Consider the following 13739-nt stretch of genomic DNA (forward strand, 5'->3'; position numbering starts at 1 on the left):
AAATCGGTGCGCAATCGGCCCGAAAATTCATCGACGAGCTCTGGAAGATTTGGCGTTGGTTTGGCATCGGAGTTCTTGGTCTTCGCACTTTCGATGCGACCGGTTCTACCCAAGCGCTTGTATTTGGCATCGGCATGACCGCAATCGGTGTGGCAGCTCTCGCGAGCTGGATATTTGGCAGTATCACACCCGGCGTCACTGATAAGGGACGAACATCTGGCGTCCTGCTCAGTGTCGCACTCGGATTTGGGATATTTGTCTCATCAATCTACTTCGCCATCCAGCTTTGGGCCATGGTGGCAATGTTGGCGATACCCGTGCTGTCATCGCAATAGCCTGCGACCAAGGAATCGAGAAACGGATTAGCATCGCTCCATTGGCGGTGCCTTTTTTGTGCTTTCCGTCAACTACGCTTGTCAAAATGGACAGAACTTCTGCCACAAATGGACAAAACGGCGTCACTCATATTGATCCTTATTTAATAATTTCAAATACTTACCGCATTTCGAATGGACAAGTTATCCGTCACCCAACACCTCTGGAAATGATCGAAACACACCGCTGAGGCGCGCCTAGGGCGCCCGCATCAGCGTGATGCGCGGCTTGCCGCCCTTGGTCAGCAGAACCTCTCCGTCAGGCCCGGCGACGATGCTATCGACGGCCTCCAGCGCGGCGAAGAATCCGCTTTCCGCGCTCATCCTTTCATCATCCAGACAGGCCATGCGCGTGGCCCCCGCCGGGCCGATCCGCAGGGTGGCGGCGTCCTGATTGAAGTTGGCGAACCAGCGGTTGCACGGCGCCTGACCGGCCAGACGCCCGGGCTCGACCACTTCCAGCGTTACGCCTTCGGGGGCGGGCTGACCGTCGATGGCGGTGACGGCGAAGCTGTGGCCCGCTTCCAGCGCGAAGGGCGCGGGATCAGAGATCCGGCAGGCAGGCAGGGCGGCGATGGCGACCAGAAGCGGCAGGGACAGGCGGGACATGGCAAACCTCGATACGGGGACCGCGCCCGCAGGATGCCCCGCCTTGGCCTATGCCGCAAGGCGCGAGAACAGTTGCAAAACACCCGCGCCCGCTAGACATTCGTCCCAAACCACGGAGCATGCCATGTCCAGCCTGACCGACCGCAAGAACGCCGCCATCTCTCGCGGGGTGGGGATGACCACCCAGATCTATGCCGAGCGCGCCGAAAACGCCGAGATCTGGGACAAGGACGGCAACCGCTATATCGACTTTGCCGCGGGCATCGCCGTCGTGAATACCGGCCACCGCCATCCCCGCATCGTCGAGGCCGTGCGCGCCCAGCTGGACCGCTTCACCCATACCTGCCATCAGGTCGTGCCCTACGAGAATTACGTCTCGTTGGCGGAACGGCTGAACGCGCTGGTGCCGGGGGATTTCCCGAAAAAGACGATCTTTGCCACGACCGGCGCCGAGGCGGTCGAGAACGCGATCAAGATCGCCCGCTACCACACCCGCCGCCCCGGCATCATCAGCTTCGCGGGCGGTTTCCACGGGCGCACCTTCATGGGCATGGCGCTGACCGGCAAGGTCCAGCCCTACAAAGCGGGCTTCGGGCCGATGATGCCCGATATCTGGCACCTGCCCTTTCCGAACCCGCTGCACGGCGTTTCGGCCGAGGATTCGATGAAGGCGCTGCACCAGCTGTTCAAGGCCGATCTGGAACCCGCCCGCGTCGCCGCGATCATCGTCGAGCCGGTTCAGGGCGAGGGCGGCTTTTACGAGGCGCCCGCCAGTTTCATGGCGGAATTGCGCGGCCTTTGCGACGCGCATGGGATGCTGCTGATCGCGGACGAGGTGCAGACCGGCTTTGCCCGCACCGGCAAGCTGTTCGCGATGCAGCACCACAACGTCGAGGCCGATCTGGTCACGATGGCCAAGGGTCTGGGCGGCGGCCTGCCGATCAGCGCCGTGACCGGCCGGGCCGAGGTGATGGACGCGCCCCATCCCGGCGGGCTGGGCGGCACCTATGCCGGCAATCCGCTGGCGGTCGCGGCCGCCCATGCCGTGCTGGACGTGATCGAGGACGAGGGCCTCTGCGAACGCGCCACGCGCCTTGGCAACCGGCTGAAGCAGCGTCTGGCGGGCATCCGCGACGTCGTGCCGGAAATCGTGGACATCCGCGGCCCCGGCTTCATGAACGCGGTCGAATTCAACCTGCCCGGCACCGACAGCCCCGCCCCCGATTTCGCCTCCCGCGTCCGCGAAGAGGCGCTGGCGCGCGGCCTGATCCTGCTGACCTGCGGCGTTCATGGCAATGTGATCCGCTTTCTGGCGCCGTTGACCATCCCCGATCCTGTCTTTGACGAGGCGCTGGACGTGCTGGAAGCCTCGCTGATCGCGGCACGCAACTAGGCGCGACTGGTAAAGCTTGGTCGGGCGACATAGATGTGCCCTCGGGTTTCAGAAAGGGCGCGGCATGGCTGCCATCATCGAGATCGACCGGCTTTCCAAACAATATGGCAGCGGCACCAAGGCGCTGGACGATGTCAGCATGTCCATCGACGAGGGCGAGATCATCGCCCTCTTGGGGCCGAACGGCGCGGGCAAGACCACGATGATCTCGATCATCTGCGGGCTTGTGGTGCCGACCGGCGGCACGGTCCGGGTCGGCGGCCATGACATCCGCACCGACTGGCGCGCCGCGCGCCGCCTGATCGGGCTGGTCCCGCAGGAAATCGCGCTGGAGCCGTTCGAGAAGGTGATGAACTGCGTCCGCTTCACGCGCGGCCTCTACGGCATGCCGCCCGACGACGCCTATATCGAACGCATCCTGCGGGCCCTGTCGCTGTGGGACAAGCGCGATGCCGCCACGCGCGAATTGTCGGGCGGCATGAAGCGCCGCGTCCTGATCGCCAAGGCACTGGCCCATCAGCCGCGCGTCCTGTTCCTGGACGAGCCGACGGCGGGCGTCGATGTCGCGCTGCGCCGCGAGATGTGGGAGGTCGTGGCCGATCTGCGCCGCGAGGGCGTGACGATCATTCTGACCACCCATTACCTGGAAGAGGCCGAGCAGATGGCCGACCGCATCGGCGTCATCGCCAAGGGGCGTCTGCTGCTGGTCCGCCCGACTGCCGAACTGATCGGCGAGTTCGGCCGCAAGACGCTGACGATCGAACTGGACCAGCCGCTTGCGGCCATTCCCGCCGATCTGGCGGGCCGTGGTCTGACCCTGTCGGATGACGGCAGGCAGCTGGGCTTCGACTACGACACACGCGCCGACCGCACCGGCATCGCCCGCCTTCTGGGGGATCTGGCGGCAGAGGGGATCAGCGTGCGCGACGTCTCGACCCGGCAATCCAGCCTCGAGGACGTGTTCCTCTCGCTTGTTTCGGAGGATGCGGCATGACCGGCATCAACTGGCGCGGGGTGGGCGCGATCTTCCACCACGAGATGATGCGCTTCTTCCGCACGATCTGGCAGTCTCTGGCCTCGCCCGTGCTGTCCACGGTGCTGTATTTCGTGGTCTTCGGCGCGGCCATCGGCGGGCGCATCCAGTCGGTCGAGGGGGTCGAATACGGCGCCTTCATCGTGCCGGGCCTGATGATGCTGACCGTCCTTCAGCAATCGGTCAGCAATGCCAGCTTCGGCATCTACTTCCCGAAGTTCAGCGGCACGATCTACGAATACCTCGTCTCGCCCGTGGGCTGGGTCGAGGTCACGATGGGCTTCGTCGGTGCCGCCGCCGCCAAGGCGCTGCTGATCGCGCTTGTGATCCTGCTGACCAGCTTTGCCTTTGTCGGCGTCCATATCCTGCACCCGTTCTGGATGCTGGCCTTCCTGACCCTGTCCGCGCTTGGCTTCAGCCTTCTGGGCTTCATCATCGGGCTTTGGGCCAAGTCCTTCGAACAGCTTCAGATCGTGCCGATGATGGTCATCATGCCGCTGGTCTTTCTGGGCGGGGCCTTCTACTCGGCCAGCATGCTGCCTCCGTTCTGGGAAGCCGTGGCCAAGCTGAACCCGGTCCTCTACCTGATTTCGGGGGTGCGCTGGTCGTTCTTCGGGTTGGCCGATGTGCCGGTGGGCGTGTCGCTGGCGGCGGTCGGGCTGATGGTGGTGATCTGCCTTGCGATCATCCGCTGGATCTTTGCGACCGGCTGGCGGCTGCGCGACTAGTTGCCGCGCGTGCGCTGCTGGTGCGTGGCGAGGCTGTCGCAGAGCCGCGTCTGCGGGTCCAGCCGCACATAATCGCGCGCCGAGATCACCTGCATGTTGATCGACCGGTTCCAGCCTCCGAACCAGCGGTCGCGGATGCCGTTGCGATAGGTGCTGCCCATGATCTGGTCCACATGCGGCGGAATGATCCGCGTGCCGGGCAGCCGGGGCGCGTGAAAGCCGACGCGCGCATGCGGCCCCAGGCAGGCATTCGGCAGCGTGATCAGCATCGTGCAGGCCGACCGGCAATAGCCGCGGATACGCACCTCGCGGCCGCTGCGGCCCAGATCCTCGCGCGTTTGCAGCATCTGGACGACATTGCCGCCCCGGTGGTTCCAGACGTCGATATAGGGTCCGTTGCGCTGGATGCCCGAAGGTTGGGCAAGGGCCGGGCCGGTTAGAACGCCAAGCGACAGGACAAGGGCGAGGATGCGTGTCATGGCGCGATCATGGTGCCGGACGCGCCGGGGGTGAAATCACGTTCCGGCGACGTCGGGACCCTTGCGTGCCTCGTTGCGTTAAGCCCCGACACAACGGAGAAATGCCATGTTCCGCCTGATCAAGCTGTTTGCGATCTTCAAGCTGTTCCAACGCGCGCGCAAGGGGCGCCGCCGCTAGTTCAAAGCGTCGATATGGCTTTTCCCGCGCGGGCGAATCGCTTATCTGCGGCGGATGCAGCAGAACCCGCCCGATCTTCGCCCCGATCTAGCCCGCGCCCGCATCCCGGATGACCGCCGCGAGGGTCAGCCGACTATCGGCATGGTCAGCCTTGGCTGCCCCAAGGCGCTGGTCGACAGCGAACGCATCCTGACGCGCCTGCGGGCCGAGGGCTACGCGATCAGCGCCGATTATCAAGGCGCGGATGCGGTGATCGTGAACACCTGCGGTTTCCTCGACAGCGCCAAGGCCGAAAGCCTCGATGCCATCGGCGAGGCGCTGCGCGAGAACGGCCGCGTCATCGTGACCGGTTGCCTGGGGGCCGAGCCCGACTACATCACCGGCGCGCATCCCAAGGTGCTGGCGGTGACGGGGCCCCATCAATATGAACAGGTTCTGGACGCAGTTCATGGCGCGGTCCCGCCCCGGCCCGATCCGTTCATCGACCTTCTGCCGGCCTCGGGCGTCAGCCTGACGCCGCGCCATTACAGCTATCTGAAGATCTCCGAGGGCTGCAATCACAAGTGCAAGTTCTGCATCATCCCCGACATGCGCGGCCGTCTGGTCAGCCGTCCGGCCCATGCGATCCTGCGCGAGGCTGAAAAGCTGGTGCAGGCCGGGGTGCGCGAGCTTCTGGTGATCTCTCAGGACACCAGCGCCTATGGGCTTGACCTGAAACACGCGACCGACCGGGGGCATCGCGCCCATATCACCGATCTGGCCCGCGATCTGGGCAGTCTGGGCGCCTGGGTGCGGTTGCACTATGTCTATCCCTATCCGCATGTGCGCGACCTGATCCCGCTGATGGCTGATGGGCTGGTGCTGCCCTACATGGACATCCCGTTCCAGCACGCCCACCCGGACGTTCTGAAGCGCATGGCCCGACCGGCGGCTGCGGCGAAAACGCTGGACGAGATCGCCGCCTGGCGCGCGATCTGCCCCGAGATCACGCTGCGTTCGACCTTCATCGTCGGCTACCCCGGCGAGACCGAGGCCGAGTTTCAGACCCTGCTGGACTGGCTGGACGAGGCGCAGCTGGACCGCGTCGGCGCCTTCCAATACGAAAACGTCAAGGGCGCCCGCGCCAATGACCTGCCCGACCATGTCGCACCCGAGGTCAAGCAGGACCGCTATGACCGCTTCATGGAAAAGGCACAGGCGATCAGCGCCGCGAAACTGGCCGCCAAGGTAGGCCAGCGCCTTCAGGTCATCGTGGACGAGGTCGATCAGGACGGCGCCACCTGCCGCACCAAGGCCGACGCCCCCGAAATCGATGGCAACCTCTTTATCGATGAGGGGTTTGACGGCCTGAAACCCGGCGATATGCTGTCCGTGATTGTGGACGAGGCAGGCGAATATGACCTCTGGGGACGACGCGACTGACGCCACGATGGCGCGGCTTCTGACGGTGCTGGCGATCAGCCCGGCCTTCGACCCCGAGGGCAAGCCCAGAAAACCCGGCGCGCTGTGCATCGGCGCGCAAAAGGCCGGGACCAGCTGGCTGGCGCAGATGTTGGGCCAGCATCCGCAGGTCTGGATCCCGCCCTTCAAGGAGGTGCAGTATTTCAACCACCTGCACATTCCCGAACACCGGCGCTGGATCGGCTGGCATTACCGCAACAAGCCGCAGGAGATCCGCGACCGCCACCAGATGCGAAAGGTCGATCTGGAACCGGCGCTGGACGAATACCTGACCGCGATCACCAGCGGCAAGATGTTCCACAACCAATGGTACAAGCGTGTCTTCGCGCCCGCGCCCGAACACGCGATCCCGATGGATTTCACGCCCGAATACTCGACCCTCCCCGAAGAGGGCGTGGACGCGGTGGCGCAATTCCTGCCGAGGGCCAAGGTGATCTACCTGATCCGCCACCCCGTCGATCGGGCCGTGTCGCAATTGCGCATGAACCTGCGCCGCGAGAAACGCAATCCCGCGACGCTGAACGAATGGATGGCCGAGATCGCCAATCCGGTCCTGTTCGACCGGGGCGATTACGCGACCTATCTGCCGCGCTGGCTGGCGCGCTATCCCGACATGCTGGTCCTGCCCTTCGGCCGCATCGCCAGCAATCCCGGCGCCGTCATGGACGCGGTCGAGGCCCATCTGGGCATCGGCCCCTGTTTCTACACCAACATGAACCAGAAGGTCTTTGCGAACGCCCCGGGCCTCATGCCCCCGCCCGAGGCGGTCGAAGCGCTGGAGGAACGGATGGCCCCCCAGATCCGCGCGATCCGGCAGATCCTGGGCGACGATTTCGCCGCCGATCTCCGCTGACCTTTTCCCGGCCGCCGGAATCGCCTAAAAGACGCCAAATTCACAGGAGTTCCCGATGGCGTCCTATCAGTTCGTCTACCACATGGACGGCGTGTCCAAGACCTATCCCGGCGGCAAGAAGGTGTTCGAGAATATCCGCCTGAACTTTCTGCCCGGCGTCAAGATCGGCGTCGTGGGCGTCAACGGCGCGGGGAAATCGACCCTGCTGCGCGTGATGGCGGGCTGGGACAAGGATTTCACCGGCGAGGCCTGGGCCGCCAAAGGCGCGACCGTCGGCTATCTGCCGCAAGAGCCTCAGCTTGACGAAAGCCTCGATGTGCGCGGCAACGTGATGCTGGGCGTCGCGGCGAAGAAGGCCATTCTGGATCGCTACAACGATCTGGCGATGAACTACTCGGACGAGACCGCCGACGAGATGGCCGCCCTGCAGGACCAGATCGACGCCGAGAACCTCTGGGATCTGGACAGCCAGATCGACGTCGCGATGGAGGCCCTGCGCTGCCCGCCCGACGATGCCGACGTGACGACCCTGTCGGGCGGTGAACGCCGCCGCGTCGCGCTGTGCAAGCTGCTGCTGGAAGCGCCCGACATGCTGCTTCTGGACGAACCGACCAACCACCTCGACGCGGAAACCATCGCCTGGCTGCAAAAGCACCTGATCGAATATCAGGGCACGATCCTGACGGTGACGCACGACCGCTATTTCCTCGACGACATCACCAGCTGGATCCTCGAACTGGATCGCGGCCGTGGCATCCCCTACGAGGGGAATTACTCGGCCTGGCTGGAACAGAAGGCCAAGCGGCTGGAGCAGGAAGCCCGCGAGGACAAGTCCAAGCAGAAGGTTCTGGAACGCGAACTGGAATGGATCCGCGCCGGCGCCAAGGCCCGGCAGGCCAAGTCCAAGGCCCGGATCAACGCCTATAACGAGATGGCCAGCCAGTCCGAACGTGAAAAGCTGGCGCGCGCCCAGATCATCATCCCGAACGGCGAGCGTCTCGGCAACAAGGTGATCGAGGTCGAGGGCCTGAAAAAGGCCATGGGCGACAAGCTTCTGATCGAGGATCTGACCTTCAGCCTGCCGCCCGGCGGCATCGTCGGCGTGATCGGTCCGAACGGCGCGGGCAAGTCCACGCTGTTCCGCATGCTGACCGGCAACGAGACGCCGGATGCCGGCACGATCACCTTCGGCGACACGGTACAACTGTCCTATGTGGACCAGTCGCGCGACGCGCTGGACCCCAATGCCACGGTGTGGGAGGAAATCAGCGGCGGCGCCGAGCAGATCGTTCTGGGCGACGCGCAGATGAACAGCCGGGCCTATTGCTCGGCCTTCAACTTCAAGGGCGGCGACCAGCAGAAGAAGGTCGGCCAGCTTTCGGGCGGGGAACGCAACCGCGTCCACATGGCCAAGCTGCTGAAGTCGGGCGGAAACGTTCTGCTGCTGGACGAACCGACCAACGATCTTGACGTGGAAACGCTGCAGGCGCTGGAGGCCGCGCTGGAAGACTTCGCGGGCTGCGCGGTCATCATCTCGCACGACCGCTTCTTCCTCGACCGTCTCTGCACGCATATTCTGGCGTTCGAAGGCGATGCCCATGTCGAATGGTTCGAGGGCAACTTCCAGGCCTACGAGGAAGACAAGATCCGTCGCCTCGGCCCGGATTCGGTCGAACCGAAGCGCGTGAAATACAAGAAATTCACCCGCTGAACCGCAGCGCGACAAACGGAAACGCCGCCCCGAAGGGCGGCGTTTTGCGTTTCGGGGCGGATGATCCCCGACTTATTCGGGCACCACGCGGACCGCACCCTTGGCGGCGCTGGTCGTCATCGAGGCATAGGCGCGCAGCGCCGTGGTGATCTTGCGCTTGCGCGGCTTGGCGGGCTTCCAGCCCAGGGCCTCGCGCGCGGCGCGGCGGGCGGCCAGCGTGGCGTCATCCACGACCAGTTCGATGGTGCGGTTCGGAATGTCGATGCGGATCAGGTCGCCCTGCTCGACCAGACCGATCGTGCCGCCTTCGGCCGCCTCGGGCGAGACATGGCCGATCGACAGGCCCGACGAGCCGCCCGAGAAGCGGCCGTCCGTCACCAGCGCGCAGGCGGCGCCCAGGCCCTTGGATTTCAGGTAGCTGGTCGGATACAGCATCTCTTGCATACCGGGACCGCCGCGCGGGCCTTCGTATCGGATCAGAACGACCTCGCCGGGCTTGACCTTGCCGGTCAGAATGGCGCTGACGCTGTCATCCTGGCTTTCGAAGATATGCGCCGGCCCCTCGAAGGTCAGGACCGATTCATCGACCCCCGCCGTCTTCACGATACAGCCATCCTCGGCCAGGTTGCCATACAGCACCGCGAGGCCGCCATCCTTGCTGAAGGCGTGTTCGGCGCTGCGGATCACGCCCTTCTCGCGGTCGAGGTCAACGCTCTCATAGCGGCGATCCTGCGAGAATGCTGTCTGCGTCCGCACGCCGCCCGGTGCCGCGCTGAAGAAATGATGAACCTCGGCATCGTCGCTGCGCTTGATGTCCCATTTCGCCAGCGCCTCGCCCATGCTGGGCGAATGGACGCAAGGCACGTCGGTATGCAGCAGGCCCGCGCGGTCCAGCTCGCCCAGGATCGCCATGATGCCGCCCGCGCGGTGGACATCCTCCATGTGGACATCCGATTTGGCGGGCGCGACCTTGCACAGGACAGGCACCTTGCGCGACAGGCGGTCGATGTCGGACATGGTGAAATCGACGCCCGCCTCATGCGCAGCGGCCAGCAGGTGCAGGACGGTATTGGTCGAACCGCCCATCGCGATGTCCAGCGTGATCGCGTTCTCGAAGGCGCGGAAGCTGGCCACGCTGCGCGGCAGGACCGAGGCGTCGTCGCCCTCGTAATAGCGTTTCGCCAGATCGACGATCAGACGACCGGCGCGCAGGAACAGCTGCTTGCGGTCGGCATGGGTCGCCAGGGTCGAGCCGTTGCCCGGCAGCGACAGGCCAAGCGCCTCGGTCAGGCAGTTCATCGAATTGGCCGTGAACATCCCCGAACAGGAACCGCAGGTCGGGCAGGCTTCCTGCTCGATGGCGGACACGTCCTCGTCACTGACCGAATCATCGGCGGCAGCGACCATCGCATCGACCAGGTCCAGCGCCTTGACGGTGCCGTCCTTCAGCACGACCTTGCCCGCCTCCATCGGCCCGCCCGAGACGAAGACGACCGGAATGTTCAGACGCAGCGCCGCCATCAGCATGCCCGGCGTGATCTTGTCGCAATTGCTGATGCAGACCATCGCGTCGGCGCAATGGGCGTTGACCATGTATTCCACGCTGTCGGCGATGATCTCGCGCGAGGGCAGCGAATAGAGCATCCCATCATGGCCCATCGCGATCCCGTCATCGACGGCGATGGTGTTGAATTCCTTGGCGATACCGCCTGCGGCCTCGACCTCGCGGGCGACCATCTGGCCCAGATCCTTCAGGTGGACATGGCCCGGCACGAACTGGGTGAAGCTGTTGACGATGGCGATGATCGGCTTGCCGAAATCGCTGTCCTTCACGCCTGTCGCGCGCCACAAGCCACGCGCGCCGGCCATGTTGCGGCCATGGGTGGTGGTGCGGGAACGATAGGCGGGCATGGGTCATCTCCTGTTGCTGGCAGTCGCGTTTAGCATCCATTTCAGCGGAAGGAAATTGCCCTCAGGCGGCTATTCACGATGTTTTATGTCGCCCATGCAACAATGCGGCATCGCGCGCCCTGCGGGGGGTCCGGGGGGTGCAGCCCCCCGGGGCTTCGCGGGACGCAAAAGGCCCGCTTTCGGTCAGCGCAACCCCAGACCCGCGCGCATCATGAGCCGCCGGACAGGCGCCACGCCGTAAAGCCCGCCCAGTGCCGCCGCGCGCAGGTCGCGCAAGGGGCGCAGGCTGGCCTGGCTCGCGCGGTTCAGCGCGTCGATGCCCAGCAGACGGGCCATCGCCTCGGGGCGGCGTGCGCGCTCATAGCGCGCGAGCGCCGCCGCATTGCCCGGATCGCTGCGGTTCAGCTCTACCAGCAGCGCCAGATCGGCAAGGCTCATGTTCAGCCCCTGCGCGCCGATGGGCGGGACGACATGCGCGGCCTCGGCGATCAGCGCGGTGCGCGGCGCGGTGAAGCGGTCGGCGATCTGGCTGATGATCGGCCATTCCGTCAGCCGGGTGGCCAGCCGCAGATGCCCCAGCACCCCGGCCGAGCGCGCGTTCAGTTCGGCCTCGAACGCCTCGGGCGGCAGGGCGCGCAGGCGGGCGGTCTCGCGGCCGTTCTCCATCCAGACGACGGCGGAGCAGGGGCGCCCCTCGCGGTCGGGCAGCGGCACCAGCGTAAACGGCCCGCCCGAGCGATGCACCTCGGTCGAGACGTTGTTGTGCGGGAATTCATGCGCCACCGCGAAGGCCAGCGCCTTCTGGCCATAGCGCAGCCGCCGCGCGCCGATGCCAAGCGCCTGCCGCACCGGCGAATCGCGGCCATCCGCCCCGATCAGCAGGCGCGCGCGCAGCCGTCGGCCATCCGACAGGGTGACGATCGCCCCCTCGTCGCGGGTCAGGACCGAGGCCGTGCCGATGCGCGACTGAAACCGCACGCATTGCAGCGATTCCAGCCGCGCGACAATCTCGCGGCGCAACAGCCAGTTCGGAAGGTTCCAGCCAAAGGGCTGATCGCCGATCTCGGCCGCGTCGAAGTCGCGGGTCAGCCGTGCGCGGGGCTCGGCGCCGCCCGCATCGACGATCCGCATCACCTGCAGGGGCGTGGCATGGGGCGCCAGCCGGTCCCATAGCCCGATCCGCTGCAACAGCGTGACCGAGGGCGTCAGGATCGCGGTGGTCCGCAGATCGGCGCCCTCGTCGGCCTCGTTCGTCACCGGCGGGGCCGGGTCTATGCAGAGGGTCGAGAAACCCTCGGCCCCGAAGGCCGCCGCAGCGATCAGCCCGGCAATGCCGCCGCCCGACACAAGGATATCGACATCTTCGAAGACTGGTGCGGGCAAGGTGGGCTCCTGTCGTCAATTCCCGGCGGTGAAGGCCAGCATGACGCCAAAGACCAGGAAAGTCGCCACCAGCCCGAAAATCCCCAACCCCGCAGCGCCGAACAGCGCGATGCAGGCCGCGACAAGCGCGCCCAGAACGGCCAGAACCGCCAGAATCAGGCCAAAAGCGGCGCGGTTGGAAAGATCGGTGTTGTCATGCGCAGTCATTGCTTCGGTATCCTCGAACAAGTTGCGCGCGTTCCGGTTCCAGTTAGCCCGTCGCAGGACCGGTTGCAATGCGACCAAGGAACGCGGCCAGATCGTCGGTCTGGTGCTGGACATGGGCGGGCGCGGGCGTGCCCCGCAGGATCGGCTCGGGGCCGTCGAAGCCCTGCCCGACCAGAACCGTCCGCATCCCAAGCGCGTGCGGCACGGCCAGATTGCGGGGATCATCCTCGAAAAAGGCTGCCTCGCGCGGGTTGATCCGGGCGGCGTCCAGAACGCTGTGAAAGGCCTCGGGGCGCGGCTTGGGGCGGAAATTGGTTTCCTCGATGCCATAGACGGCCTCGAACAGGTCGCTTTCCAGCCCTCGCGCGGCCAGAACGCGGCGGGCATAGGCCGCGTCGCCATTGGTGTGGATGATCCGCCGCCCCGGCAGGGCCGCGATGGCATCGGCCAAAGCCGCATCCGGGCGCAGCACCGAAAAGTCGATGTCGTGCACGTCGCTGAGGTAATGGCCCGGATCGACCCGGTGTTCGGCCATCAGCCCCGCCAGCGTCGTGCCATGCAGCCGCCAGTATTCCGCGCGCAGCCGGTCGGCATCGCCCTCGGGCACGCCAAGGACGCGCATCATGTAGGCCGTCATCCGCCGCTCGATCTGGGCGAAAAGCTGGGCCTCGGGCGGGTAGAGCGTATTGTCCAGATCGAAGATCCAGACGCGAACATGCGAAAAATCCATTTGCCCGACATAACGCCGCGCCGCCGCGCTTGCAATTCGCGCCGCCGCGGCCAATCGTGGCGCGATGAAGGACGCCTATTCCCTGATCCTGACCGCGATCGAAAGCGGCACCTATCGCCCCGGCGACCGGCTGGTCGAATCCGAGCTGGCCGACCGTTTCGGCGTCAGCCGCACGCCTGTGCGCGAGGCGCTGCAACGGCTGGAAACGCAGGCCATGCTGGTCCGCGACGGGCGCAGCCTGATCATCGCCTCGCTGGATCACAACCAGCTGGCCGAGCTTTACGTCGTGCGCGCCGAGCTTGAGGCGCTGGCCGCCCGCCTTGCCGCCCGCCATGCCAGCCCCGAAGAGGTGCGCGTCCTCAGCCAGATGGTCGAGGAAGACCGCCAGAACCAGCACGACCCCGAGGCTCTGGCCCGGTCGAACCGGCGCTTTCACCGACAGATCCATCTGGCCTCGCATAACCGCTATCTGGTGCAGCAGCTTGATCTGGTCCATCGCAGCATGGCGCTGATGGAAAAGACCTCGCTGGCCGCCGAGGGACGCAGCGCGGCGGCCCTGTCCGAACATGCCCGCATCGTCGATGCGATCGCCTCGGGCGACGGGGCGGCCGCGGACAAGGCGCTGCGGCAGCATATCTCGATGGCGTGGGAGACGCGGCTGAAGCTGGAAGCCCAGGCCCATGGCTAGG

General features: G+C 65.6%; 14 protein-coding genes. 8 read left to right on the top strand and 6 right to left on the bottom strand.

The annotated features are described in order from the left end of the window. Positions 1 to 335 (top strand): hypothetical protein (locus tag ACTZWU_RS14545; RefSeq protein ID WP_444738082.1); only part of this gene is annotated, 335 nt, incomplete at its 5' end. A gap of 237 nt (positions 336 to 572) precedes the next feature. On the opposite strand, the gene ACTZWU_RS14550 is transcribed toward ACTZWU_RS14545, so the two are convergent. Beyond that, on the bottom strand, positions 573 to 983 hold the full coding sequence (locus ACTZWU_RS14550) for an META domain-containing protein (protein ID WP_444738083.1): 411 nt from the start codon (positions 981 to 983) through the stop codon (positions 573 to 575). Positions 984 to 1107: 124 nt separating this feature from the next. Between ACTZWU_RS14550 and ACTZWU_RS14555 the strand changes: the two genes are divergently transcribed. The 3 genes from ACTZWU_RS14555 (at position 1108) to ACTZWU_RS14565 (ending at position 4137) form a co-directional block, all read left to right on the top strand. Further along, entirely contained in the window at positions 1108 to 2376 is a 1269-nt protein-coding gene (locus ACTZWU_RS14555; protein WP_444738084.1) for a 4-aminobutyrate--2-oxoglutarate transaminase, read from the top strand. A gap of 64 nt (positions 2377 to 2440) precedes the next feature. Further along, positions 2441 to 3370 (top strand): ABC transporter ATP-binding protein, encoded by a 930-nt coding sequence (locus ACTZWU_RS14560; RefSeq protein WP_444738085.1) that lies wholly within the window; start codon positions 2441 to 2443, stop codon positions 3368 to 3370. Positions 3371 to 3375: 5 nt separating this feature from the next. Further along, positions 3376 to 4137 (top strand): ABC transporter permease, encoded by a 762-nt coding sequence (locus ACTZWU_RS14565; protein ID WP_304617448.1) that lies wholly within the window; start codon positions 3376 to 3378, stop codon positions 4135 to 4137. On the opposite strand, the gene ACTZWU_RS14570 is transcribed toward ACTZWU_RS14565, so the two are convergent. Further along, positions 4134 to 4616: a hypothetical protein gene (locus ACTZWU_RS14570; protein ID WP_444738086.1), complete on the bottom strand. Its 483-nt coding sequence runs from the start codon at positions 4614 to 4616 to the stop codon at positions 4134 to 4136. The two genes, ACTZWU_RS14565 and ACTZWU_RS14570, sit on opposite strands and share 4 nt — an antisense overlap. A 232-nt stretch (positions 4617 to 4848) precedes the next feature. Here ACTZWU_RS14570 and rimO point away from each other — a divergent pair, with 232 nt between their 5' ends. From rimO to ettA, 3 genes are read left to right on the top strand one after another with little or no spacing between them, the layout of a single operon-like run. Beyond that, positions 4849 to 6216 carry a 30S ribosomal protein S12 methylthiotransferase RimO gene (gene rimO, locus ACTZWU_RS14575; protein ID WP_444738087.1) on the top strand — a complete coding sequence of 456 codons (1368 nt, stop codon included), beginning with the start codon at positions 4849 to 4851 and terminating at the stop codon, positions 6214 to 6216. Continuing rightward, positions 6191 to 7108 carry a sulfotransferase family protein gene (locus ACTZWU_RS14580; RefSeq protein WP_444738088.1) on the top strand — a complete coding sequence of 306 codons (918 nt, stop codon included), beginning with the start codon at positions 6191 to 6193 and terminating at the stop codon, positions 7106 to 7108. Before rimO ends, ACTZWU_RS14580 begins: the two co-directional genes overlap by 26 nt. 55 nt (positions 7109 to 7163) lie before the next feature. After that, positions 7164 to 8819 carry an energy-dependent translational throttle protein EttA gene (ettA, locus tag ACTZWU_RS14585; protein WP_444738089.1) on the top strand — a complete coding sequence of 552 codons (1656 nt, stop codon included), beginning with the start codon at positions 7164 to 7166 and terminating at the stop codon, positions 8817 to 8819. Between the two features lie 72 nt (positions 8820 to 8891). Here the strand turns inward: ettA and ilvD are convergent, their stop codons facing one another. From ilvD to ACTZWU_RS14605, 4 genes are all read right to left on the bottom strand, one after another. Continuing rightward, positions 8892 to 10730, bottom strand: a complete 1839-nt coding sequence (ilvD, locus tag ACTZWU_RS14590) for a dihydroxy-acid dehydratase (RefSeq protein WP_444738090.1) — start codon at positions 10728 to 10730, stop codon at positions 8892 to 8894. Between the two features lie 183 nt (positions 10731 to 10913). Next, positions 10914 to 12113: a UbiH/UbiF family hydroxylase gene (locus ACTZWU_RS14595; RefSeq protein WP_444738091.1), complete on the bottom strand. Its 1200-nt coding sequence runs from the start codon at positions 12111 to 12113 to the stop codon at positions 10914 to 10916. 15 nt (positions 12114 to 12128) lie between these two features. After that, a complete protein-coding gene (locus ACTZWU_RS14600) occupies positions 12129 to 12320 on the bottom strand; it encodes a hypothetical protein (protein WP_444738092.1) in 192 nt (63 codons plus the stop codon). 43 nt (positions 12321 to 12363) lie between these two features. After that, complete coding sequence (locus tag ACTZWU_RS14605) at positions 12364 to 13050, bottom strand: pyrimidine 5'-nucleotidase (RefSeq protein ID WP_444738093.1); 687 nt, start codon at positions 13048 to 13050, stop codon at positions 12364 to 12366. Between the two features lie 64 nt (positions 13051 to 13114). Between ACTZWU_RS14605 and ACTZWU_RS14610 the strand changes: the two genes are divergently transcribed. Further along, positions 13115 to 13738 carry a GntR family transcriptional regulator gene (locus tag ACTZWU_RS14610; RefSeq protein ID WP_444738094.1) on the top strand — a complete coding sequence of 208 codons (624 nt, stop codon included), beginning with the start codon at positions 13115 to 13117 and terminating at the stop codon, positions 13736 to 13738. Position 13739 lies beyond the last annotated feature (1 nt).

The sequence above is a fragment of the Paracoccus sp. NSM genome, from assembly GCF_052379855.1.
Lineage (GTDB): Bacteria > Pseudomonadota > Alphaproteobacteria > Rhodobacterales > Rhodobacteraceae > Paracoccus.

Excerpts from the sequence above, each read along its gene's own strand:
- ACTZWU_RS14605 (WP_444738093.1), bottom strand. The coding sequence starts at position 13,050 with ATGGATTTTTCGCATGTTCGCGTCTGGATCTTCGATCTGGACAATACG.
- rimO (WP_444738087.1), top strand. The coding sequence starts at position 4,849 with ATGCAGCAGAACCCGCCCGATCTTCGCCCCGATCTAGCCCGCGCCCGC.
- ilvD (WP_444738090.1), bottom strand. The coding sequence starts at position 10,730 with ATGCCCGCCTATCGTTCCCGCACCACCACCCATGGCCGCAACATGGCC.
- ACTZWU_RS14570 (WP_444738086.1), bottom strand. The coding sequence starts at position 4,616 with ATGACACGCATCCTCGCCCTTGTCCTGTCGCTTGGCGTTCTAACCGGC.
- ACTZWU_RS14600 (WP_444738092.1), bottom strand. The coding sequence starts at position 12,320 with ATGACTGCGCATGACAACACCGATCTTTCCAACCGCGCCGCTTTTGGC.
- ACTZWU_RS14555 (WP_444738084.1), top strand. The coding sequence starts at position 1,108 with ATGTCCAGCCTGACCGACCGCAAGAACGCCGCCATCTCTCGCGGGGTG.
- ACTZWU_RS14610 (WP_444738094.1), top strand. The coding sequence starts at position 13,115 with ATGAAGGACGCCTATTCCCTGATCCTGACCGCGATCGAAAGCGGCACC.
- ACTZWU_RS14560 (WP_444738085.1), top strand. The coding sequence starts at position 2,441 with ATGGCTGCCATCATCGAGATCGACCGGCTTTCCAAACAATATGGCAGC.
- ACTZWU_RS14550 (WP_444738083.1), bottom strand. The coding sequence starts at position 983 with ATGTCCCGCCTGTCCCTGCCGCTTCTGGTCGCCATCGCCGCCCTGCCT.
- ettA (WP_444738089.1), top strand. The coding sequence starts at position 7,164 with ATGGCGTCCTATCAGTTCGTCTACCACATGGACGGCGTGTCCAAGACC.
- ACTZWU_RS14580 (WP_444738088.1), top strand. The coding sequence starts at position 6,191 with ATGACCTCTGGGGACGACGCGACTGACGCCACGATGGCGCGGCTTCTG.